19 protein-coding genes are annotated in these 22,038 nt (G+C 69.3%); 9 read left to right on the top strand and 10 right to left on the bottom strand.

The genetic code is table 11. The features are described 5' to 3' along the window. Nucleotides 1-18: 18 nt before the first annotated feature. Nucleotides 19-774, top strand: coding sequence for a decaprenylphospho-beta-D-erythro-pentofuranosid-2-ulose 2-reductase (gene dprE2 / locus YWM_RS0116155; RefSeq protein ID WP_028851573.1), 756 nt, complete (start codon nucleotides 19-21; stop codon nucleotides 772-774). A gap of 1 nt (nucleotide 775) precedes the next feature. Here dprE2 and YWM_RS0116160 read toward each other — a convergent pair whose 3' ends face one another. Continuing rightward, nucleotides 776-1,696, bottom strand: a complete 921-nt coding sequence (locus YWM_RS0116160) for a decaprenyl-phosphate phosphoribosyltransferase (RefSeq protein WP_052344991.1) — start codon at nucleotides 1,694-1,696, stop codon at nucleotides 776-778. Continuing rightward, nucleotides 1,680-2,216, bottom strand: coding sequence for a phosphatase PAP2 family protein (locus tag YWM_RS0116165; RefSeq protein WP_028851575.1), 537 nt, complete (start codon nucleotides 2,214-2,216; stop codon nucleotides 1,680-1,682). Before YWM_RS0116165 ends, YWM_RS0116160 begins: the two co-directional genes overlap by 17 nt. Nucleotides 2,217-2,488: 272 nt before the next feature. On the opposite strand from YWM_RS0116165, the gene YWM_RS0116170 reads away from it, so the two are divergent. After that, nucleotides 2,489-4,483, top strand: a complete 1,995-nt coding sequence (locus YWM_RS0116170) for a DUF6541 family protein (protein WP_028851576.1) — start codon at nucleotides 2,489-2,491, stop codon at nucleotides 4,481-4,483. After that, nucleotides 4,483-6,390: a DUF6541 family protein gene (locus YWM_RS0116175; protein ID WP_028851577.1), complete on the top strand. Its 1,908-nt coding sequence runs from the start codon at nucleotides 4,483-4,485 to the stop codon at nucleotides 6,388-6,390. The genes YWM_RS0116170 and YWM_RS0116175 overlap by 1 nt, the downstream gene beginning before the upstream one ends. A gap of 3 nt (nucleotides 6,391-6,393) precedes the next feature. Here the strand turns inward: YWM_RS0116175 and YWM_RS24090 are convergent, their stop codons facing one another. Both YWM_RS24090 and YWM_RS0116185 read right to left on the bottom strand, forming a co-directional pair. Continuing rightward, entirely contained in the window at nucleotides 6,394-7,266 is an 873-nt protein-coding gene (locus YWM_RS24090) for an alpha/beta fold hydrolase (protein ID WP_156914810.1), read from the bottom strand. A gap of 5 nt (nucleotides 7,267-7,271) precedes the next feature. Beyond that, nucleotides 7,272-8,162 (bottom strand): LLM class flavin-dependent oxidoreductase, encoded by an 891-nt coding sequence (locus YWM_RS0116185; RefSeq protein ID WP_028851578.1) that lies wholly within the window; start codon nucleotides 8,160-8,162, stop codon nucleotides 7,272-7,274. Between the two features lie 116 nt (nucleotides 8,163-8,278). Here YWM_RS0116185 and YWM_RS0116190 point away from each other — a divergent pair, with 116 nt between their 5' ends. After that, complete coding sequence (locus tag YWM_RS0116190) at nucleotides 8,279-9,088, top strand: HAD family hydrolase (RefSeq protein WP_028851579.1); 810 nt, start codon at nucleotides 8,279-8,281, stop codon at nucleotides 9,086-9,088. Nucleotides 9,089-9,316: 228 nt separating this feature from the next. Here the strand turns inward: YWM_RS0116190 and YWM_RS0116195 are convergent, their stop codons facing one another. Further along, nucleotides 9,317-10,051 carry a lysophospholipid acyltransferase family protein gene (locus tag YWM_RS0116195; protein WP_028851580.1) on the bottom strand — a complete coding sequence of 245 codons (735 nt, stop codon included), beginning with the start codon at nucleotides 10,049-10,051 and terminating at the stop codon, nucleotides 9,317-9,319. Nucleotides 10,052-10,140: 89 nt separating this feature from the next. Continuing rightward, entirely contained in the window at nucleotides 10,141-10,950 is an 810-nt protein-coding gene (locus tag YWM_RS24095; RefSeq protein ID WP_043661411.1) for an SGNH/GDSL hydrolase family protein, read from the bottom strand. Nucleotides 10,951-11,182: 232 nt separating this feature from the next. Between YWM_RS24095 and YWM_RS24100 the strand changes: the two genes are divergently transcribed. Beyond that, nucleotides 11,183-13,153, top strand: a complete 1,971-nt coding sequence (locus YWM_RS24100; protein ID WP_084612466.1) for a DUF6541 family protein — start codon at nucleotides 11,183-11,185, stop codon at nucleotides 13,151-13,153. Nucleotides 13,154-13,155: 2 nt separating this feature from the next. On the opposite strand, the gene YWM_RS24105 is transcribed toward YWM_RS24100, so the two are convergent. After that, nucleotides 13,156-14,199: a lysylphosphatidylglycerol synthase transmembrane domain-containing protein gene (locus tag YWM_RS24105; RefSeq protein WP_425426579.1), complete on the bottom strand. Its 1,044-nt coding sequence runs from the start codon at nucleotides 14,197-14,199 to the stop codon at nucleotides 13,156-13,158. Next, a complete protein-coding gene (locus YWM_RS0116215) occupies nucleotides 14,195-14,914 on the bottom strand; it encodes an LbetaH domain-containing protein (protein ID WP_028851581.1) in 720 nt (239 codons plus the stop codon). Before YWM_RS0116215 ends, YWM_RS24105 begins: the two co-directional genes overlap by 5 nt. A 194-nt stretch (nucleotides 14,915-15,108) precedes the next feature. On the opposite strand from YWM_RS0116215, the gene YWM_RS0116220 reads away from it, so the two are divergent. Together YWM_RS0116220 and YWM_RS0116225 are read left to right on the top strand one after the other, a co-directional pair. After that, nucleotides 15,109-16,215: a DegT/DnrJ/EryC1/StrS family aminotransferase gene (locus tag YWM_RS0116220; RefSeq protein WP_028851582.1), complete on the top strand. Its 1,107-nt coding sequence runs from the start codon at nucleotides 15,109-15,111 to the stop codon at nucleotides 16,213-16,215. Next, nucleotides 16,212-17,168 (top strand): Gfo/Idh/MocA family protein, encoded by a 957-nt coding sequence (locus tag YWM_RS0116225; protein WP_028851583.1) that lies wholly within the window; start codon nucleotides 16,212-16,214, stop codon nucleotides 17,166-17,168. The genes YWM_RS0116220 and YWM_RS0116225 overlap by 4 nt, the downstream gene beginning before the upstream one ends. Before the next feature lie 121 nt (nucleotides 17,169-17,289). On the opposite strand, the gene YWM_RS0116230 is transcribed toward YWM_RS0116225, so the two are convergent. After that, the gene (locus YWM_RS0116230) at nucleotides 17,290-18,477 is read right to left on the bottom strand and encodes a glycosyltransferase family 4 protein (protein ID WP_028851584.1); all 1,188 of its coding nucleotides are present in this window, start codon (nucleotides 18,475-18,477) and stop codon (nucleotides 17,290-17,292) included. A gap of 104 nt (nucleotides 18,478-18,581) precedes the next feature. On the opposite strand from YWM_RS0116230, the gene lhgO reads away from it, so the two are divergent. Both lhgO and YWM_RS24110 read left to right on the top strand, forming a co-directional pair. Beyond that, nucleotides 18,582-19,775 carry an L-2-hydroxyglutarate oxidase gene (lhgO, locus tag YWM_RS0116235; protein ID WP_028851585.1) on the top strand — a complete coding sequence of 398 codons (1,194 nt, stop codon included), beginning with the start codon at nucleotides 18,582-18,584 and terminating at the stop codon, nucleotides 19,773-19,775. A 152-nt stretch (nucleotides 19,776-19,927) separates the two neighbouring features. Beyond that, nucleotides 19,928-20,722 (top strand): maleate cis-trans isomerase family protein, encoded by a 795-nt coding sequence (locus YWM_RS24110; RefSeq protein ID WP_169721003.1) that lies wholly within the window; start codon nucleotides 19,928-19,930, stop codon nucleotides 20,720-20,722. A gap of 56 nt (nucleotides 20,723-20,778) precedes the next feature. Here YWM_RS24110 and serS read toward each other — a convergent pair whose 3' ends face one another. Then, nucleotides 20,779-22,038: a serine--tRNA ligase gene (serS, locus tag YWM_RS0116245; RefSeq protein WP_028851586.1), complete on the bottom strand. Its 1,260-nt coding sequence runs from the start codon at nucleotides 22,036-22,038 to the stop codon at nucleotides 20,779-20,781.

The following is a 22,038-nucleotide window of genomic DNA, read 5'->3' on the forward strand; positions in this document are numbered from 1 at the left end:
TCGAACGGAAGGACCACCGTGATCGACGCCGTTGGCAACCCCCAGTCCCTGCTGCTGCTCGGCGGCACGTCGGACATCGCGCTGGCGATCGCGGAGCAGTACGCCTCGCGGCGGCCGTTGCGCATCGTGCTGGCCGCCCGCCCGACCGACCGGCGCACCGCCGCGGCCAAGCGCCTGTCCGAAGCGGGCAACGACGTCGTCGAGCTGGACTTCGACGCCAACGACACCGACTCGCATCCGGACGTCATTGCGCGCGCCTTCGCCGACGGCGACATCGACGTGACCGTGGTGGCCTTCGGCCTGCTCGGTGACGCGGAGAGGGCCTGGCAGGACCACGCCACCGCGGTGCAGCTCGCCCATGTCAACTACACCGCTGCGGTGTCCGTCGGTGTCGCGTTGGCCGAGAAGCTCACCAAGCAAGGGCACGGGCGGATCATCGCGTTGTCCTCGGTGGCCGGGGAGCGCGTGCGGCGGTCGAACTTCGTCTACGGCTCCACCAAGGCCGGCTTCGACGGCTTCTACCTCGGGCTCGGTGAAGCGCTGCGGCCGTACGGCGCCCGGGTCACCGTGGTCCGGCCCGGTTTCGTGCGCACCAAGATGACCGAGGGTATGGACGAGGCACCGCTGGCGGTCACCGCCGAGCAGGTCGCCGAGATCGCCGTCGCCGCCGCCCGCAAGGGCAAGGATCTGGTGTGGGCGCCGCCGCAGTTCCGGTTCGTGATGTCGGCGCTGCGGCACGTGCCGCGGCCGATCTTCCGCAAGCTGCCGATCTGAGCTACAGGTACACGGCGGCGAACAGCGAGCCTGCCCACGCCAGGCCGAGGATCTGCAGCGCCCGGTCGCGTAGCGCGATCTCCTCGGGTTCGCCCGCGTTGCCCTGGTCCACGTCGACCGCGTAGCGCAGCACGGCGACCACGAACGGCACGATGGACACCACGGTCCACACCGAGTTGTCCAGTCCCGGCCGGGTGTCCCACGCCCACAACGCGTAGGACATGATCATCACACCGGCCGAGGTGGCCCAGACGAACCGCAGGTAGCTGGCGGAGTACTTCTTCAGCGACGAGCGGATCTGCGCGCCGGTGCGCTCGAACAGCATGATCTCCGCGTACCGCTTGCCCGCCACCATGAACAGCGAGCCGAACCCGGTGACCAGCAAGAACCACTGGGACAGCGGGATGCCGGTACCGGCGCCACCGGCGATCGCCCGCAGCAGGAACCCCGAGGCGACGATGCACAGGTCGATCACCGGCTGGTGCTTCCAGCCGAGGCAGTAGCCGAGCTGCACGCACCAGTACACGCCGAGCACGACCAGCAGCTGCCAGCTCGCCGCCCAGCCGACGGCAACACCGCCGAGCAGAAACACCGCAGCGGCGACGTAGGCAACCGGAACGGGCACGATGCCCGCGGCGATCGGCCGGTTCCGCTTGGTCGGGTGGGCGCGGTCGGCCTCGACGTCGATCGCGTCGTTGATCAGATATACCGAGGACGCGACCAGCGAGAAGGCGATGAACGCGAGCGCGGCGTCGAGCAGGACCTGGGTGTCCGCCAGTTTGCTCGCGGTGAACGGCGCGGCCAGCACCAGGACGTTCTTCACCCACTGCTTGGGCCGCGCGGCGCGCACCACCCCGCCCAGCAGTCCGCCGCGCGGTTGGCGTTGCGGCTCGGTGCTCACGTCTTCAGCCTGCTCGGTCACTCCTGCTCCTTACCTTGCGGCGCACCAGAGCACCGATGACACCGCCCAGCGCGGCCCCGGCCAGCACGTCGCTGGGGTAGTGCACGCCGAGCACCAACCGGGACGCCAGCATCGGCGGCACCAGCACCGGCTCCAGCCTGCGGCCGGTCAACTCCGAGTACACCACCGCCGCGGCCGTCGTGGAGGCGGCGTGTGACGACGGGAAGCTCAGCTTGCTCGGCGTCCCGACCAGCACCTGCACGCTCGGGTCGTCCGGACGCGGCCGCCGGACGACCCGTTTGACCACGGTAGACGCCGCGTGCGCACCCACCACGCCGACAGCGGACGTCAGCCACTCCTTGCGGCGCTTGCGATCCACCGCCGCGCCGATGACACCGGCCGCGAACCAGCCTGCGCTGTGCTCGCCGAAATGCGACAGCCCACGCGCGGCCTTCACCACGCTCGGCTTGTTCAACGCGCGCTGGACACCGGCCAGCAGCTCCAGCTCACGCGGCCGACGGCCACGACGTCGTTCCAGCATGTCTGACACCTCTCAGGCGGGTCGCACCGCAGGTCGGAGCGGCTGGCCTCGCGGGCCGCGCTGGTGAGCTCGGCACTCGCGCTGACCTCGCACGCTGCGATCACTCGGGGCCGCCGAACTCGCCGTCAGTATCCTGTGGCAAGTTCGTCAGCGAGCTCACGGGCGCCCAGGGTACCGGGTGCGACGTGCTCAACCGGGCTCGGCCGCCAGACACACGGGGCCCGACGGCCGGGGCCGGAAAGAGCGACCACCTCGAGGAATTGACACAACCGATGCCCACTGACTCGATTTGGCTGTTCACAGCCTCCGTAGTCGCCTACTTCGTCGTCCTGCTGGTCCCCGGTCTGGCCGTCGGCCTGGCGGCCGGTCTGCGCGGCTGGACGCTGGCCGGGCTGGCACCGCTGTTCGGCTACACGGTGCACGGGCTCACCGGGCCGTGGCTGTCCGGGCTGGGCTTCGCGTACACGCTGTGGTCGGCGCTCATCGCCACGGCGCTGTTCGCCGCGGTGGTCTACGCAATCCGCCGCTACGTCGAGAACCGCTGGCCGGAGCGAGAACGTCCCCAACAGGGCCTGCTGCCGAACTGGGGGCGTAACGCGCACCTCGGCGTCATCCTGTGCATCGGGATCGCGTTCGTCGTCTCCTCCGTCGTGTTGATCGCCGCCGCCGAAGGCGAGCTGGACGCGATCCCGCAGCGGTGGGACCCGGTCTTCCACGCCAACGGCATCCGCTACATCGCCGAGACGGGCGACGGCGGCCTGTACGGCGTCAGCAGCGTCAACCGCTACGGGCCGGAGGGCTCGCAGTTCTACCCCAACGCCTATCACCTGGCGGGCTCACTGGTGTACATGATCACCGGCGCGACCGTACCGACGGTGATCAACGCGATGACGCTGCCGATCGCCGGACTGTTCGGGCTGAGCATGGCCGCGCTGGTGCGCGAGTGCGGCGGCCGCTCGGTGCTCGCCGGGGCGGCTGCGCTGACCGCTGCAGCGGTCAACAGCGGCGTCTACGAGTCGATCTCCAACGGGCTGGTGCCGTTCGCGTTGTCCACGGCGTTCACTCCGCTGGCGCCGATGATCATGCACCGATATCTGGTCCGGCCGAACGTCACCAACGGAATGGTGTTGGTGCTGGCCGCCGCCGGGTTGCTGGTGGTGCACTCGTCGGCGCTGTTCGCCGGCCTGCTGTTCGCGGTGCCGATGCTGATCCACCGGTGGTGGACGGAAAGCTCCACGATCGGCAAGGACATCAAGCACCTGCTGCCGATCGCCGTCGCCGGGGGCGCGCTGACGATCCTGCAGCTGCTCGGCGCGCTGGACCAGGCCGCGGGCGCCTACGGTTACCGCCCGTGGAACTCGGCCAAACCGATCCGCGAGGCGCTGTGGCATCTGTTCATGTTCCAGCACACCGCGCCGTACCCGCAGTACGTGCTGGTGGCGTTCCTGGTGATCGGTGTGCTGACCTACCGGCGGTTGAACGGTTTGCGGTGGATGACCGGCGCCGCCCTCATCTTCGGCACGTTCTGGATGCTGGTCGCCTGCTGGGGCGGGCTGAGCTGGGTGATCGTGTTGTCCCGGCCGTGGTGGAACGACCACTTCCGGATGATCGCGCTGGCGATGATCCCGTTCAGCCTGCTGGTCGCGCACGGCATGGCGGAGACCCAACGCTGGCTGGCCAAGGTGGCCACCGAGCGGCTCCCGGGCTTCACCAAGCGCCGCAGCGCGGTCCGGGTCGGGTCGGCGGCCGCCGTGGTGGTGGTCATCGGGGTGGCCAGCCTCGGTTTCTACGCGCCGCTGAACAAGGAGGTCGTGGCGCACGCCTATCACAAGAGCAAGCGTGACCGGGCGGGCGAGATGGGCCAGATCGCCGTCACGCCGCTGGAGGAGAAGGCCATGTACAAGATGGCCGAGATCGCCGAGCCCGGCGAGCGGGTGATGAACGACCGTAACGACGGCTCGGTGTGGCTGTACGCGCTCACCGGGGTGAAGTCGGTCGCCGCGCACTACGACGACAACGTGCCGCCGAAGGATGCCGCGCTGCTGGCCGATCACTTCCGCGAGTACCCGACGAATCCGGAGGTGCGCGCGGCGGTGAAGCGGCTGAACATCAAGCACGTGTTCGTCGGCGACGGGTCCCGGTATCCGCTGGTCAAGCCGGATCTCGGGCTTGTCGGGTTGGATAAGGCCGATTGGGTGCGGGTGGTCTACCGCAACCCGGACGCCACCATCTACGAGATCGACCCGAAGAAGTTGCCGTCGGACTGATGCCTGCAGAACCCGTCTGGCTCAGTGCCGCCGCGGTGGTGACCTACCTCGCCGTGTTGGCCGTGCCGGGCGCGGCGATCGGCCTGGTGTGCCGGCTGCGCGGCTGGATTCTGGTGGCCGTCTCACCGCTGCTCGGCTATGCCGTGCTCGGCGTGGCGGGGCCCTGGCTGCATTTGATCGGGCTGCCGTTCACCCTGCTCACCGCCCTCGCATCCGCCGTCGTGGCCGTGGGCCTGACCGCTGTCGTGGTCAGACTGTCCGGCCGCCCGGGCCCGGTTGAGGAACCACGGTGGAGCAGACGCGGCACTGTGGCGGTGGCCTGGTGCGTGGGCCTGGCGTTCGTGTTGTCGATCGTCGTGGTGGTGCTGGCCACGCGCGGCGAGCTGAACGCGGTGCTGCAGCGGTGGGATCCGGTCTTCCACGCCAACGGCATCCGCTACATCGCCGAGACCGGCGACGGCGGCCTCTACGGCGTCAGCAGCGTCAACCGCTACGGGCCGGAAGGCTCGCAGTTCTACCCCAACGCCTATCACCTGGCGGGCTCACTGGTGTACCTGATCACCGGCGGCTCGGTGCCGTTGGTCATGACCGCGATGGTCATGCCGCTGGGCGGGATCTTCGCATTGAGCATGGCCGCGCTGGTGCGCGAGTGCGGTGGTCGGGCGGTGCTGGCCGGGAGCACCGCCGTCGTGTCCGCGGTCGCCGCCAGCGGCGTCTACGAGTCGATCTCCAACGGCCTGCTGCCGTTCGCCCTGTCGGTCGCGCTGACACCGCTGGGGCCGCTCGCCGTGCTGCGTTTCGTCAACCGACCCGGTGCGGACACCGGTGTCGTCCTCGGCCTGGTGTGCGCGGGCATGCTGGCGGTGCACTCCAGTGCCCTGTTCGCCATCGTGCTGCTGTCTTTGCCGCTGTTGGTGCACCGTTGGTGGAAGCAGCGCGGCACCGCGTGGCCGGACATCAAGCGGCTGCTGATCGTGGCCGTCCCGACGATTCTGCTCACCGCCCCGCACCTGCTCGGCGCGCTCGACCAAGCATCCGGCTCGTACGGTTACCGGCCGTGGGCGTCGGCGCAGCCGGTGTGGGGCGCGCTGTACAACCTGCTGGCCTTCCAGCACGCGCGGCCCGAGCCGCAGCTGGCGCTCACCGTGCTGGTGGTTCTCGGGTTGATCGGCTACCGCCGGTTGGGGGCGCTGCGGTGGATCGGCGGCGCCGCGCTGCTGTTCGGGGTGTTCTGGCTGCTGGTGGCCAGCTTCGGCGGGGTCGACTGGGTCGCGGCCATCTCCCGCCCGTGGTGGAACGACCGGCCACGGATGATCGCGCTCGCCGTGCTGCCGCTGTGCATCATCGCCGGACACGGGCTCACGGTGGTCTACGACTGGTTCCGGCAACGGCTGTCTACGCGCCACTCGGTCGTCGTCGTGGCGGCCCTGTTCGCGGCGGCCAGCCTCGCGCTCGGCGTCCCCGGCAACGCGGCGACAGCCGGGCGCCTGTACAACAACGGCCCTGGCGACACTCGGGCCACGCTGGCGGTCAGCGACGGTGAGGTCGAGGCCATGCGGGTGCTGGCGAAACTGGCCCGGCCGGACGAACGCGTGATGAACGACCGCAACGACGGGTCGGTGTGGCTGTACGCGCTGACCGGCGTGAAATCGGTGGCGGCGCACTACGACGAGAACGTGCCGCCGAAGGACGCGGCCTACCTCGAGCAACACTTCCCGGAGTACCGCACCGACCCCGAAGTGCGCGCGGCCGTCAAGCGTCTGAACATCCGGCACGTCTTCGTCGGCGACGGCTCGCGGTTCCCGCGCGTGCTGCCCGATCCGGGCACGAAGGGCCTGGAGAACGCGGACTTCGTGCGCCCGGTCTACCGCAACCAGGACGCGGTCATTTACGAGCTGACGCCGTAACGCTCAGACGACGCGCAAGTGGCCGATGACGGCCGTGGCGAAGTCGTCCGGATGCGTCATGTGCGCGGCGTGGCCCGCGCCGGGAAGCCGGACCGTACGGAGGAACGGCAGCCGCTCGGCCAGCTCGTCGGCGACCATCTGGTGCAGTTGCTGGCTTTCCTCGCCGACCAGCTGGGTCAGCGGGAAACGCGCCCACGCCAGCGTGGTGATGTCCACGCCGTAGCTGCCCGGGTCGTGGTGCTGGTCCAGCCACACCGTGGCGTTGGAGATCATCGTGGCCCGGCGCTCCCGGTCGAACAGTTGGTGCCACGCGCCCTTGCCGTAGCCGATCTTCTCCGCGTACACCCGGGCGCCGCCCGCGAAGTCCCCGCCACGGATCAGGCCCGCGGCGTGCCCGAGCCATACCGAGTACTCCGCGAACAGCACCTTGGCGATCGGGTTGTCGTGCAACAGCTCGAACAACGGGGGCTCGTGCACCGCGAGGCTGCGTACCGCCTCCCGGCGCATGGTGGCGGCGAGCATGGCGACCGAGCCGCCGTAGCCGTGTCCGACCAGGTGCACCGGCCCGCCGGCCACCTTGTCGATCAGCGCGAGCAGGTCCTCGGCGTCGGCCTGCACCCCGACCCTGCCCCGCGGGCTGGTGCTCAGACTGTGGCCGCGGCGGTCGTAACTGATGACATCGGCATGCTGGGTGAGCATGGGCAGGACGGGTGTCCATCCGTTGTGGTCGTCGAACGAGCCGTGCACCAGCACCAGCGGCTCGCCGCGACCGCTGCGCCACCAGCGCAGCACGGCGCCGTCGGTCCGTTCCAGCGTGCCGGACACCTGGGCCCGCAGCCGGTTGTCGTGCATCCTGCTCTCCCGCGCCGTGCTCATGTTGTTCACAACTGCTTGACCTCCGCCAATGCCACATCCGCGACGCGCTCCAGCACGGCCTCAGAACCGGCGTAGGGCTCTTCGGCACGTGGCCAGTGCACGACGATGTCGGTGAACCCCAGCTTGCTTGCGCGGCGCGCCGCCTCGGTGAACGTCTCGACCGACGACAGCGCAGAGGTCGGGCCACTGTCCAGCATCAACAAGCGCGCGGCCGCGTCCGGTTCCCGGCCTGCCGCCGCGAGCGCCTCGGTGAACTGTTCGGACAGTGTGGCGACACCGCGCCACCACGACTCTTGGTCATCTCCCCCCTTGCCGGTGGTGATCCAGCCCTGGCCGAACCGGGCGGCCAGCGCCAGCGATCGCGGGCCGTTGGCCGCCAGCGCGAACGGCACCCGCGGGTGTTGCACGCTGCCCGGCCGGTTCCGGGCCGCGTTCACTGTGTAGTACTTCCCCCGGTAGTCGAACTTGTCCGTGGTGAGAAGCCCGTCCAAAACTTCGACGAACTCTGCGTATTGCGTGGCCATGTCGGCCTTGCTGCGTTCCGGTTCGCCGATGGTGTCCCGGTCACGCAGGCCCCCGCTGTCCACCCCGGCGCCGAGGCCGGCGATCAACCGGCCGTCGGAAATGTCGTCCAGGGTGATCAGCTCGCGCATGAACGGCACCGGATGCCGGTAGCTCGGCGCGGCGACCATCGTGCCCAACTTGATCGTGCTGGTGACCATGGCGGCCGCGGTCAACGTCGGGATCGCCGAGAACCACGGGCCGTCCGCCAGATTGCGCCACGCCAGGTGGTCGTAGGTCCACGCATGGTCGAATCCGAGCTCTTCCGCGTGCCGCCATTTGGGCTCGCCGGACCACCACCGGTCCTCGGTCAAGATCACGATGCCGACACGCACGCGAAGCACCGTATCGCCTTAACCCCGCAGGGTGATAGGCCCCATACTGATTGGTAACGAATTACTGCACCCGGCCTACAACCAACGTGCCCATGAAGGCGTAGCACACTGGGTGCGTGGACAAACCGCACTTGATTGCCTCCGATGTGGACGGCACGCTGCTCACCCCGATGGAACGCATGAGCGCGCGGACCGCCTCCGTGATCCGCCGCGCCGTGGACGACGACGTGCCGTTCGTACTGGTCACCGGACGCCCTCCGCGATGGATCCCGCCGGTGGCCAGGATGGCCGAGCTCACCGGGTACGCGGTGTGCGCCAACGGTGCGGTGATCTACGACGTGGGTACCGGCCAGGTGGTGTCGGCGCACGGCCTCGAGCCGGTGCAGCTGCACGACCTGGCGGACGCGATGTCGCAGGCGCTGCCGGGCGCGCGGCTGGCGTCCGAGCGCGTGGCGACCGGGGACGGCGACGGGCCGCCGCAGTACGTCTGTGAGTCGGAGTTCCGCAATCCGTGGGGTGACGGCGACGCGTTGCATGCCACCCGCGCCGAGGTACTGGGCAGGCCGGCGATCAAGCTGCTGGTGAGTGATCCGCGGATGACGTCGGACGAGATGGCCGCGGCGGCCAACGAACTGATCGGGGACCAGTTCGCGGTGACCTACTCGAGCAACTCCGGTCTGATCGAGATCGCGGCCAAGACGGTGACGAAGGCGACCGGACTGGCCGAGGTCGCCGAGCGCCTGGACGTGGCCCAGGAGAAGGTGATCGCGTTCGGGGACATGCCCAACGACGTGGAGATGCTGGACTGGGCGGGCACCGGGGTGGCCATGGCGAACGCACACCCCGAGGTGCTGAAGGTGGCCGACGAAGTGACGGCCAGCAACGCCGAGGACGGCGTTGCGCAGGTCCTCGAGCGCTGGTTCTGAAGGCGGGACGGAGTCACCGGATCCGTCCCTTGACCGCGGGCGGAGCGCCACCGGACTCGATGCCGGCGCGCAGGCCTGCCCTGGGCCGGAGAGCGGCCGGACCCGTGTCCGGCACGCAGACTGGCCGGTGTGGCGCTACCGAACTGTCGCCGGCGCGAACGCCTCTCGGGCGGCGCAGCGCTGCCCGCCCCCGGCGCGAAGCGCCCGCCGACCGGTCCTGACCGCCCGTTACTTCCGCTTCTTGTCCAACTCCGCCGCCTCCTCCGGCGTGGGCGCCGTGCCACCCAGGTGCGCGGGCAGCCACCACGGATCCTCACCGGGCGCGGGCTGGTCCGGGTAGTCGGCCTGCGCCTTGTCCAGCAGTGCCTGCATCCGAACCCGCAGATCCTGGGTCAGGCTCTGGTAGTCGTCATCCTCGCGCGGGTGCAGCGGTGCGCCGGCCAGGATGGTGATCGGCACCCGGCGCTGGAACAGCTTCTTCGGCCTGCCCTTGGTCCACAACCGCTGCGAACCCCACACCGCCATCGGAATCACCGGCACGCCCGCCTCGGCGGCCATCCGCACCGCACCGGTCTTGAGTTCCTTCACGGTGAACGACCGGCTGATCGTGGCCTCCGGGAACACCCCGACCAGTTCGCCGTCGTGCAGCGCCCGCACCGCTTCCCGATACGAGCCCGCGCCCGCGGCCCGGTCGACCGAGATGTGCCGCATGCCGCGCATCAACGGCCCGGAGATGCGATGGTCGAACACCTCACGCTTGGCCATGAATCGCACCAGGCGCTTGACCGGCTGCGCGCCGAACCCGCAGAAGATGAAGTCGAGATAGCTGACGTGCGTGCAGGCGATGACCGCGCCCCCGGTGGCCGGGATGTGCTCGGTTCCCCGGATGTCGAACTTGAGCCCGAGGGCTTTGAACGCTGCCTTGGCGGCCATGACCACCGGTGGGTAGACGAGTTCTGCCATGTACGCAGGTTACGGCACCGTAGGTTGTGCGTGGGGTATCCGCGACAAGGACCACCCCGACGCCCGAACATCGTGCCGCGAGTCCGCGGTCACGCGGCCGACGGCACCGCCACGAACTGCGACCGCACGGCGGGCGCGTAGCCGTCCCGGTGCCCGGCCACATTCGGGTGGTAGGACTCGAGAATCGGGTTCGACAGCCCGTTCACCCATTCCACGTCGTCGCACACCGCGTGACCGGTCCACGAACCGCGCACGTCGACGAACGTGAATCCGTGTGCCGATGCTCGGCCGCCGATCGTGCCCGCCAGCAAATCCGCGGTCTCGTTCAGCCGCTGCTGTTCCTCCGGGCTGATCCGTGCCAGCGCATTGCATTCCTCGCCGTTGAACAGCCGCGGATAACCGACCACGATCACCTTCGCATTCGGCGCCCGGTTCCGAATATCGGTGTACAAGCCGTCCAGCCGTCCCGGCAGCTCGTCGCGAATGATGCGGTTCGCCTCGTCGATGTCGCCCCAGCAGGTCCACGGCCACGGCCGCGCACAGGACGTGATCACGTCGGCGAAACCGGCGTCGTTGCCGCCGACCTGCACCGTCACCATCGTGGTCGACGAGCTGAGCCCGCCCAGCTGGCTTCCCCGCACGTCGGCGACCCGAGCTCCGGAGCACGAGGCGAACGTCAGCTGTGCGCCGGTCGACGCCGCGACGAGCACCGGATACGCCTTCGGCGACCGGTAACACTCGCCGCTGTCCGAGTAATACTCGCGCGTCCCGACGCCGGAACTGTAGGAATCGCCCAACGCCACATAAGCGCCTGCCGCGTGCGCAGAACCAACGCCGACAAAGGCAGCTGCCGCGGCGAACAGAACCACCACAACCGCACGGATCGATCTCCCGGCCATTCCCACCAGCTCCCTCGCCCGCGAGGAGCCGGTCAGCAGGAAACCGGGCTCCCCGTGCTGTTGTTCACTTGTCCGCGGACGAGAATCGCGCACCGCCCACCCGGCCGACAAGGTCCGAAATGGTGGTCATCCGGACCGGTGATTGCCAGATAGAAGGCATACGGCACACTGGTGATCATCTGGTCCCGGCGCCGCAAACCGCGCCGATCGTGCTCTGGGAAAACACGGCGCCATGCCCACACCTTTGGATTTCGTGACCGCGGCTGCCACGCTGCTCACCATGGCCGCGGCGATATTCCTGCCCGGCTTGGCCATCGGCGCGGCAGCCGGCTTGCGCGGCTGGATTCTCGCGGGGAGTGCCCCCGTTCTGAGCTACGCGGCGGTGGGCGTCGCCGGCCCGTGGTTCGCTCTTGCCGGAGTGCCGTTCACGCTGACCACGGTCGCCTTGTTCGTCGTCGCTCTTGCGGCTCTTGCGGCACTGCTCCGCCGCCGTTGGCCCTCGCGTCAGCCGGCGAGAAGGACGCCGTGGTCGCGGCACGCGCACCAGGGTGTGGTGGTTTTCCTGCTGCTGGGCGCGCTCATCGGTGGCTTCACCGTGCTGTGGGGCATGGGCGGTCTGCACGCCATCCCACAGGGCTTCGACACCCCGCTGCACGCCAACGGCATCCGCTACATCGCCGAAACCGGCGACGGCAGTTTGCACGGGATGAACAGCGTGCATCGCTGGGGCGACACCGAGAAGCTGTTCTACCCGAACGCCTACCACCTGCTCGGCGCACTCGTCTACCAGATCATCGGGGCGCCGATCCCGGCGATACTGAACGCGAATTCCGTGCTGACGCCGGGGCTGCTCGCGTTGTCCCTGGTGACCATGGTGCGGGTGTTCCGCGGGCGCGCGGTGTTCGCCGGCGCCGTCGCGGTGCTTGCCGTCGTCCCCGCGACCCTGCTCTACGCCATGCTGGCCGGGCCGCTGCTGCCGTTCATGCTGGCCATGGCGCTCCTGCCGGTGCTTCCCGCACTGTTGGCCCACTACCTCGAGCGGCCCGCGAGCGACACCGGATTCGTCCTGGTTGCAGGGGCCGTCGGAGCGCTCTCGGTGCACAGCTCGACGGCGTTCTCCTGCCTGCTGTTCGTGATCCCGCTGCTGGTCTACCGGTGGCGACGGAACCTGCCGCGGCTCCGCCGCGATGCCGTCGCGCTGCTCTGCGCGGGTGTGGCGGCTGCCGTCGTCGCGGCGCCGCACCTGGTGGGCGCGGTGGGGCGCGCCGCGAGCCCGTATCCGTACAGCGGCTGGCCGTCGCATCGCAGCATTCCCGAAGCACTGGCCCAGTTGTTCAGCTTCCGGTCCTCCGGCGGCATCAGCCACATCGCACTGCTCGTGGTCACCGTCGTCGGCATCCTGACCTGTCGCAGGCTGGGGCGATTGCGGTGGATGGGCGCGACCGCGGTCATCGCCGGGACGCTGTGGGTGTTGGTCGCCGCGTTCGACGACGAGTTCGTGGTGACCCTGGCCAGGCCGTGGTGGGACGACCCGATGCGCCTGATGGCCCTGGCCGCGATGCCGTTGACCGTGCTGGCCGCGCACGGCATCTCGGAGATCCAGCGCTGGTTGCGCAACGCCTTGGACGCCCGCGTCTTCCACCCGCGCGACCTGCATCCGTCCGCCAGGGCAGCGACCACGGCTGCCGTGGCGGTGGCTCTGTTCTGCCTGGCCAGCGGCGGCTTCTACGTCCGGTCCAACGCCGAACTCGTCGGCGCACACATCGGGCACGGCCGCGTGGTCACCCCCGGCGAAGCCCAGGCCATGATCGAGCTAGGCAAGATCGCCGCGCCCGGTGAGTGGGTGATGAACGACCGCTACGACGGCACGGTGTGGACCTACGCGCTCAGCGGTGTGCGGACGGTGGCCGGGCATTTCGGCGGCGCGCTGCTCCCGTCGGACGCCAAGCTGCTGGCCAGGAAGTTCAACGAGTACTCGGACAACACCGACGTGCGCGCAGCGGTGAAGCGGCGCAACGTGAAATGGGTGATCGTCGGTCGCAAGGGCTTCCTGCCGCATTTCCGGCGCCAGCCGGGGATGACCGGCCTGGAGAAGGCGCCCTTCCTGCGCGAGGTCTATCGCAACGACGACGCGGTGATCTACCGAATCCTCGGAACACCGAGTACGACCGAAGGCGCCATCAAACAGGTCGCCGACCGGTGACCTTACTTGGCCGGTGTCTCGTCGGCCCGCTTGTCCGCACCGGCCGCGTCGCCCCGCAACTTCATCTTGGCCGCCGCGATAGCCCCGCCCGCGGTGATCAGGTCGGCCATCAGGAACATCGCCCGGGACACCACGGCGAACGCCCCTGCCTGCACCGGGTCGATACCCGACGCGACCAGCAACGCGACGATGACCACCTCACGGGCACCCACGCCCGCGGGAAGGATGAACGCCACCGTGCCCGCGGTCATGGCCAACGCCATGGCGCCGATGCACAGCAGCAGCCCGGTCCAGCCCGGCGCGCCGACCGAGTTGGCCAGCAGCCACAGGTGCAGGCCGTGGAAGAGCTTGGCCACCGACGAGGCGCCCAGCACCTTGCCGATCATGCCCCAGCGCAGCTGGTGGTCCAGCGGCTGCCGACGCAGAATGCGCAGCGCCAGCGAGGTCAGCCAGGTGAGCACCTTCGGGTGCAGGGTGATCAGGCCGACCGGCAGCACCAGCAGCATCCAGCGGGCGTTCGGGCTGGTGGCGAAGATCTCCGGCAGCGCGATCAGGCCGAAGAACATGGCCGAGACCATGATGATGCCCAGGTGCACCAGCGTCGCGACGAACACCCGGGCGCGGGCCAGGCCCGCCTGCTTGCCGAGCTCCATCTGCAGCAGGTAGCCCCACACCGACCCGGGCACGTACTTGCCGAGCTGGCCGACCAGGTAGATCTGCGCGCCGGTGCGGTAGCCGATCGGCGGGCCCAGGTCGTCGACGATGACCTGCCAGCCGTACACCGTCGCCGCCATCGACGCGACCACCGCGGCCAGCGACAACACCGACGACTGCCACGGGATGTCCCGCAAGGTGTCCCAGAACTCGCCCCAATTGGCCCACAGCTGGTAGGCGGCGAAACCGACCACCACGACGACGGCCAGCCAGCGCAGCGCATTGATGATCTGGGTGCGCCGGGAGGACTTGGTCAGCACCGCGGGCGACGCTTCGGCGACGCCGTCAGCGCCTTTGTCGGCCGCAGGCTCCTCCTGCACGGCCGTGTCAATGTTCTCCACGGTGTCCTTCCCGAGCCCACTTCGTCAGCAGCTTCGCCAGTTCCGCCGGCAGCTCGGGCAGCTCACCGGCACCTTGCAACACGTAGGACTCGAGCTGCGCGATCGCCTCGGCAGAGACTCCCCGACGGCTCAACCCCACCACGTTCATGCCGGATACCCGGGCAGGAACGCCTCTACTGATGGTGAAGGGTGGCAATTCACGGGTGACAGCCGCCCCCATGCCAACCATTGCGCCGGGACCGATCCGGCCGCGCTGATGCACCACCACACCGAGCCCGAGGTTGGCCAGCGACCACACCTCGCTGTGTCCACCGATCACCACGTTCGATCCCAGTGTGACACCGTCGCCGATCTGGCAGTCGTGCGCGACATGCGCGCTGCGCAGGAAATACCCGTCGCTGCCGATGCTGGTAGGCCGTTTGGTCCCCTGATGGACGCTGCAGTATTCGCGGATGCGGTTGCCGTCGCCGACGCGCACGCCGAACCCGTCCCGCTCGGGATCACCCGACGGGGGGTCCTCCCACGCCGCCGGGTGGGGCGCACCACGGTCCGAGGCCGGAGTGCCGATGACGCAGTGCGGGCCGATCCAGTTGTTCGAGCCGATGACCGTCGGGCCGACGATCACTGCATAGGGTCCGATGTCGTTGCCGTCGCCCAGTTCGACGCCATCGCCGATGACCGCCGTCGGGTGGATCCGGTTCGCCACGTCTCGTCCGTTCGGTCTGCGCCGCACTCTCGCCGCCCGCGCCATCGGGGCGCGGCCCGGGTGCGGATCCGCACGCACCGTCCCGGTAGCCTGGCCGGGGCTCGCGCCGCCTGGTTACGGGCGGCAGCCACCCTACCCGACCCGGTCACCCGCACCGGCTAGCAGGCAACCAGCATGTTGGGGAGCGCAGTGTCATGATCCCGATCACCGTCGTCGACGTCGCCGACGCCGAGCCACTCGTGGCGGAGGTGTTGCGGTCCGGGGTCATCGCCCAAGGGCCGATGGTCAAACGGTTCGAAGGGCTCTTCGCCGAAGTGGCAGGCACCAAGCACGCGGTGGCGGTGAACAGCGGCACCACGGCGCTGGTGGCCAGCGTGCAGGCGCTGGGCCTGCGACCGGGCGACGAGGTCATCACGTCGCCGTTCACGTTCGTCGCGACGCTCAACGCCGTGCTGGAAGCGGGCGCCACGGTCCGGTTCGCCGACATCCGCGCGGACGACTTCAACCTCGACCCGGATGCCGTGGCGGACGCGATCACCGAGCGCACCAAGGCGATCATGCCGGTCCACCTGTACGGGCAGACCGCGGACATGGGTGCGCTGATGCCGCTGGCCGACGAGCGCGGGCTGCACGTGATCGAGGATGCCGCGCAGGCCGTCGGCGCGAAGTTCGACGGCAAGCCCGCGGGCTCGTTCGGCGTCGGGTGTTTCTCGCTGTACGCGACGAAGAACGTGACCACGGCCGAAGGCGGCGTGGTCACCACCAGCGACGACGACCTGGCGGACCGGCTGCGAGTGCTGCGTAACCAGGGCATGCGCGCCCGCTACCAGTACGAGATGGCCGGCCACAACTACCGGATGACCGACGTGCACGCGGCGATCGGCATCCCGCAGATGGAGCGGATCGCCGAGCTGACCGCCAAGCGTCAGCGCAACGCGCAGCGGCTGACCGAAGGGCTGACGGGCACACCAGGGTTGAAGCTGCCGCAGGTGCTGCCCGGCCGCGAACACGTCTGGCACCAGTACACCGTCCAGGTGCTGCCGGACGCCGCGATGTCCCGCGACGAGCTGGCGGCGGCGCTGACCGAGCGGGGCGTCGGCAACGGCATCTACTACCCGAAGCTGGTCTTCGACTACGACTGCTACCGCGGCCACCCACAGGTTCCCCAGGTCAAGGTGGCGGACTTCCCGACCGCGGCCGCGGCGGCCGAGCAGGTCCTGTCGCTGCCGGTGCACGCCGCGCTGACCGACGAGGAACTGACCACGATCATCACCACCGTGCGAGAGGTTCTCGGCGCATGAGCACACGCAAGCTGGCCCTGATCGGTACCGGAATGATGGGCAAGCTGCATGCCAGGGTCATCGGCCAGAGCATGCAGGCCGAGCTGGTGCGGGTCGTCGACCCGAACGAGGAAGCGGCCCGGCCGGTCGTCGAGCAACACGGAGCCGAGTGGACGCCGGAGATCGGCAGCCTGACCGGTGTGGACGGCGTCATCGTCGCCTCGGCCACCGAGACGCACCACAAGCTCGCGCTCGAGGTCATCGACCTGGGCAAGCCGGTGCTGGTGGAAAAGCCGCTGTGCGGCAGCCTGGCGGAGACCAAGGAGGTCCTGGCCACCGCCGAGCGCCAGGGTGTCCCGCTCATGTGCGGCCTGCTCGAGCGGTACAACCCCGCGGTGCTGACGGCCAAGGCGCTGCTCGAGGAGCCGATCCACGTCATCGCGCAGCGGCACAGCCCGTACGCGCCGCGGATCAAGACGGGCGTGGCCTGGGACCTGTTGGTGCACGACGTCGACCTGGCGATCCAGATGTTCGGCGGCGCCACCCCGGTGCACACGATCGCGGAAGCAGGCTACTTCCACCCGGGGTCGGTGGAGGGCGCCGAGGACACCGTGGACGCGGTGCTGAAGTTCGAGCGTGGGCTGGCCACGGTGTCGGCGTCACGGGTCGGTCAGCGCAAGGTCCGCTCGATGGTGATCTCCGAACTGGAGCGGCTGATCGAGCTCGACCTGCTGCGCCGCGACGTGACCATCTACAAGCACATCTCGCACGAAGGCCCGACCACCGGCGCGCCCGCGTACAAGCAGCAGACGGTCATCGAGATCCCGCAGCTGACCACGATCGCCGAGCCACTGGCCACGCAGCTGGACCGGTTCCTCGAGCTGATCGACGGCAAGATCGACATCGACGGCGAGCGGAAGTCGATCCTGCCGTCGCACGAGGTCGTCGCCGACGTGCTGGAGCAGACTCACTAAGAGCGCGGACAACAGCGACCGCGGGCCACGAAGAGCGCCCGCCCACCAGCCGCCGGCGGGTTACTACGAGGAACGCGCACAGCAGCGGCCGCCGGGCCACGAGCGCCGGCGGCCACCACCGTCAGCGGCGCTGCGCGGCCAGCTGCTGCAGCGTCTCCAGGTACTTCTCGGTCACCGCGGTCATGGAGAAGTGCTGGTCCACGATGGCCATGCCGTTGCGGGCCATCCGGCGCGCCTCCTCCGGGTTCTTCAGCACTTCGATCAACCGCTCGGCAACCGCCTTGGCGTCGCCGACCGGCACCAGGTGCATGTGCTCCCGGTCGATGATCTTGATGTCGCCGAAGTGATCCTCGGTGATGGCCGCGACCTGCGGCGTCCCGGCGGCCAGCGTCTCGAGACAAGCCGTGCCGAAGCCGATGCCTTGCAGGCTGTGGCACTCCACGTCGGCGGTGGCCAGGTAGTCCGGCACGTCCGCCTTCGGCGCCGCACCGGTGGTGATGATGGCGTCCCGAACGCCGAGCTCGTCGGCCCGCTTGAGGAACGCGTCGTAGTAGATCCCGCCGACCACGACCAGCTTGGCGTCCGGAATCTCCTTCAACACCGCAGGCATGGCCTCGGTCAGCGTGACCCGGTCCCGCAGTGGGATGACGTGGCCGAGTGACAAGATCATCGGGGCGTCGCCGATGCCCAGCTCGTCGCGCATCCGGTTCGGGTTGCCGCTGCGCGCCCACGTGGGGTCGAGGCCGACCGGGATGTCGACCGTGCCGGAGATCGCGCCCTTGTACTTCTTGTGGATGTAGTCGTTCATCAGCCGGTCCATCACCACGTGCATCGGCTTGTAGCGCCGCAGGATGGGGGCGACCAGCAGCTTGTCCAGCGTGGAGAACACCGCCTGATACATCGGCTTCGGGCTCTCCAGCCGGGTGTGCACCGACAGCAGCACCGGCACGTCGTTCTTGCGCGCCCACATGCCGGTTGCCCACGTCAGGTCGAAGAACTGGCCGTGCTGGTGGATCACGTCCGGCTGGAACTCGCCGAGCAGCCTGCGCAGGGCCTTCGGCAGCGACGGCCGGGTGGCGAACGTGATGTCGAAGTTCACCGCCAGCTTGGTCTTGGGCAGCCGGAAGGCGGGCAGGCGCACGATGCGCACGCCGTCCACCGTCTCCTCGGCAGGCGCGTTCGGGTACTCGGCGGTGATGACCAGGACTTCATGGCCGCGCGCCACATAGCCCTTGGCAAGCGACTCGGCCATGTGCGCGCTGCCGCCGACCCTGGGCGGGTAGAAGTTGTTCACGACGGCGATCCGCATTGGGCACTCCTCGTACTGCACGACAAGGGGGCACCTTATGCGTCGTGGCCGCACGGTGAACACTCGGGGTGACCACGACCGGTTGACCGCCACAGGAGGGACACGTGCGCACGGACGGCCGAAAGGTTCTCGTCATCGGGGGTGGCATCGTCGGACTGGCGGTGGCCCGCGCCCTGCAGGCGCGCGGGAAAGACGTCACTGTGTGCGAGAAGGAAGGACACTGGGCGGCCCATCAAAGCGGCCACAACTCCGGTGTCGCACACGCCGGCCTCTACTACCCGCCCGGCTCCCACAAGGCGCGGATGGCCGTTGCCGGATGCCGCTCTGTCGTCGACTACGCCAAGGCCCACGGTGTCCGAGCGGAAGTGTGCGGAAAGCTCGTCGTGGCGACGTCGTCGGAGGAAGTGCCGCGGTTGCACGCGCTGGCCGATCGCGCGAAGGCCAACGGCGTGCCCGCCCGGCTGATCGGCTCCGCCGAGGCACGGGAATTCGAACCACATGTGTCCTGCATCGAGGCGCTCAGGGTCGAGTCCACAGCCGTGGTGGACTTCCCCGGCGTCTGCGCGGCGCTCGCCCGCGAGCTCGCCGACGGCGGCGCACAGCTGCGGCTGAACACTCCCGTGCTGGCGATCCGTCCCCGCGGCAGCCGCGTGGCCGTCGAGACGCCACACGAGACGCTGTTTGCGGACCAGCTCGTCAACTGCGCCGGCCTGCACGCCGACCGCGTCGCGCGGCTGGCCGGCGTGACTCCACCAGTGCGGATCGTGCCGTTCCGCGGTGAGTACTACTCGCTGAAGCCCTCCGCCGAACACCTGGTCCGCGGCCTGATCTACCCGGTGCCGGACCCCTCGTTGCCGTTTCTCGGCGTGCACCTGACCCGGCTGATCGACGGCTCCGTGCACGCCGGCCCGAACGCGGTCATCGCATTCGATCGCGAGGGTTACCGGTGGCGAGACTTCTCCGTTGCCGAAGCCGTGCGACTGGCCGGCTTCCCCGGGCTCCGGCGGCTGGCCCGCCGGTACCCGCGGACCGCGGTCGGCGAGGTGCTGCGGTCACTGTCCCCGCGCCGGTTCGCGCGCGACCTGCAACGCCTCGTGCCCGAATTGACCAGTGCGGACATCGAACGGCACGGCGCGGGTGTGCGGGCCCAAGCCATGCGCGCCGACGGCACCCTGGTGGACGACTTTCTCATCGTTCGTGCAGCGCACGGCGTTCATGTGCTCAACGCGCCCTCTCCCGCGGCGACTTCGTCGTTGGAGATTGCCGAGCACGTCGCGCTCGAACTTGACCGGCGCTAAATATTTCCCTTAACGAATCTCCAGGTAAACGCCGGCTTTCAGGTATTAGCGGAAGCCGGTCGCGCCCCTATTCTCAATTCAAACACCTCCCGTTCGGGGCGGTGTCTTCACCGTCGGAGCCCCCGGCTCCACAAGCAGGATGAGGAGGGGCGATGCAGCCGCAAATCGGTGTCGGAGTGATCAATCCCGCGGACCTGGGGCTCGACCGCGAGCTGTGGCGCTGGGTCCCCGACTCGGTCACTCTGCATATGACGCGCCTGGTCCATCGTCCCGGCGACATCGACCTGACCCGGGCGAACGAGCTGTCCGACCCGCAGCCGGTCAAGGAGGCCACCCACCGGGTACTCCCGCCCGAGCCCGCGGTGGTCGCCTACGCGTGCAGCATGGCCAGCTTCATCGGTGGCGCGGCCGGGGAGCGCGCGCTGGTGAACGCCATGCTGGAGGCCGGTGCGCCCGCCGCGACCACCAGCTCCGGCGCCATGGTCAGCGAGTTCATCCACCATGGCTACCAGCGGGTCGCGCTGCTCACCCCGTACGGCCCGGAGATCACCGAGCGGTTGTGCAAGTTCCTCGACGAGTTCGAGATCGGCGTGACCAACAGCTTGTACATGGGCTTGCGCGGCAGGATCTGGACGCTCAACTACGAGCAGGTGGCCGACGCCGCACGCCAGATCGACACCCGCGGCGCGGACGCCCTGTACATCGCCTGCACCAATGTGTTGACGTACGACCTGATCAAGCCGTTGCAGAAGGAGCTCGGTCTGCCGGTGCTGAGTGCCAACCAGACCACGATCGCGGCTGCACTGCGGCTGGCCGGCGTCGAGCCGACCGAGCACACCCAGCTGCCGACCCCGCCCGCGGTGGTCCCGCTGCAGGAGGAGCGGGCGCCGGGCGGCACGCAGGACTGGGACTTCCCAGAGAAGCTGGCCCGGCCCGAGTCCGTCTGAGACCCACGAAAAAGTGCGGCCACCCCATGCCTGGGGCGGCCGCACTCGCGCGCTGATCAGACCGGCTTGAGGACTTCCTTGCCCACGAAGGGCTGCAGCGCCTTCGGAACGCGCACCGAGCCGTCGGCCTGCTGGTGGTTCTCCAGGATCGCCACCAGCCAGCGGGTGGTCGCCAGCGTGCCGTTGAGCGTCGCGGCGATCTGCGGCTTGCCGTTCTCGTCCCGGTAGCGCACGGACAACCGGCGCGCCTGATACGTGGTGCAGTTCGACGTCGAGGTCAGCTCCCGGTAGGTGCCCTGGGTGGGGATCCACGCCTCGCAGTCGTACTTGCGCGCGGCCGAGGCGCCCAGGTCACCGCCGGCGGTGTCGATCACCCGGTACGGCACCTCGATCTTGGCCAGCATCTGCTCTTCCCACTGCAGCAGCCGCTCGTGCTCCGCCTCGGCCTCCTCCGGCCTGCAGTAGCTGAACATCTCGACCTTGTCGAACTGGTGCACCCGGATGATGCCGCGGGTGTCCTTGCCGTAGGAGCCCGCTTCCCGGCGGAAGCACGACGACCAGCCCGCGTAACGCAGCGGCCCGCCGGACAAGTCCAGGATCTCGTCGGCGTGGTAGCCGGCCAGCGACACCTCGGACGTGCCGACCAGGTACAGGTCGTCGGCCTCCAGCCGGTACACCTCCGACGAGTGCGCCCCCAGGAAACCGGTGCCCTGCATGATCTCCGGCCGCACCAGCACCGGGGTGATCATCGGAGTGAAGCCGGTCTCCACCGCTTGGGCGATGGCCATGTTCAACAGCCCGAGCTGCAGCTGGGCACCGACGCCGGTGAGGAAGTAGAACCGGGCGCCGGACGTCTTCGCGCCACGCTCGGTGTCGATCGCGCCGAGCAGCTCGCCCAGTTCGAGGTGATCGCGCGGGGTGAAGTCGAACTCACGCGGCTGCCCCACGTGCTTGAGCACGACGTAGTCCTGCTCACCACCGGAGGGCGCCTCCGGGTGCACCAGGTTGGGGATCACCGCGTGCAGCGCGCTGAACTCCTCGGACGCCTCGGACTGCTCGGCCTCGGCAGCCTTCACCTCCGCCGCCAGCTCCTTGGCGTGGGCCAGCAGCGACTCACGCTCGTCGGCGGAGGCCTTGCCGATCTGCTTGCCGAGCGACTTCTGCTCGGCACGCAGGGCATCGGCGCGGGCGATGGCCGATCGGCGGCGCTGATCCAGCTCGATCAGCCGGTCCACCACACTCGGGTCCTCCCCGCGCTTGCGCAGCGACGCACGCACGGCGTCCGGGTCTTCACGCAGGATCCTGGGGTCGATCAC

Origin of the sequence: Thermocrispum municipale DSM 44069 (assembly GCF_000427825.1) — a bacterium.
GTDB lineage: Bacteria > Actinomycetota > Actinomycetes > Mycobacteriales > Pseudonocardiaceae > Thermocrispum > Thermocrispum municipale.

Excerpts from the sequence above, each read along its gene's own strand:
- YWM_RS0116165 (WP_028851575.1), bottom strand. The coding sequence starts at position 2,216 with ATGCTGGAACGACGTCGTGGCCGTCGGCCGCGTGAGCTGGAGCTGCTG.
- YWM_RS0116170 (WP_028851576.1), top strand. The coding sequence starts at position 2,489 with ATGCCCACTGACTCGATTTGGCTGTTCACAGCCTCCGTAGTCGCCTAC.
- YWM_RS0116175 (WP_028851577.1), top strand. The coding sequence starts at position 4,483 with ATGCCTGCAGAACCCGTCTGGCTCAGTGCCGCCGCGGTGGTGACCTAC.
- YWM_RS24090 (WP_156914810.1), bottom strand. The coding sequence starts at position 7,266 with ATGAGCACGGCGCGGGAGAGCAGGATGCACGACAACCGGCTGCGGGCC.
- YWM_RS0116195 (WP_028851580.1), bottom strand. The coding sequence starts at position 10,051 with ATGGCAGAACTCGTCTACCCACCGGTGGTCATGGCCGCCAAGGCAGCG.
- YWM_RS24095 (WP_043661411.1), bottom strand. The coding sequence starts at position 10,950 with ATGGCCGGGAGATCGATCCGTGCGGTTGTGGTGGTTCTGTTCGCCGCG.
- YWM_RS24100 (WP_084612466.1), top strand. The coding sequence starts at position 11,183 with ATGCCCACACCTTTGGATTTCGTGACCGCGGCTGCCACGCTGCTCACC.
- YWM_RS0116220 (WP_028851582.1), top strand. The coding sequence starts at position 15,109 with ATGATCCCGATCACCGTCGTCGACGTCGCCGACGCCGAGCCACTCGTG.
- YWM_RS0116225 (WP_028851583.1), top strand. The coding sequence starts at position 16,212 with ATGAGCACACGCAAGCTGGCCCTGATCGGTACCGGAATGATGGGCAAG.
- YWM_RS0116230 (WP_028851584.1), bottom strand. The coding sequence starts at position 18,477 with ATGCGGATCGCCGTCGTGAACAACTTCTACCCGCCCAGGGTCGGCGGC.
- YWM_RS24110 (WP_169721003.1), top strand. The coding sequence starts at position 19,928 with ATGCAGCCGCAAATCGGTGTCGGAGTGATCAATCCCGCGGACCTGGGG.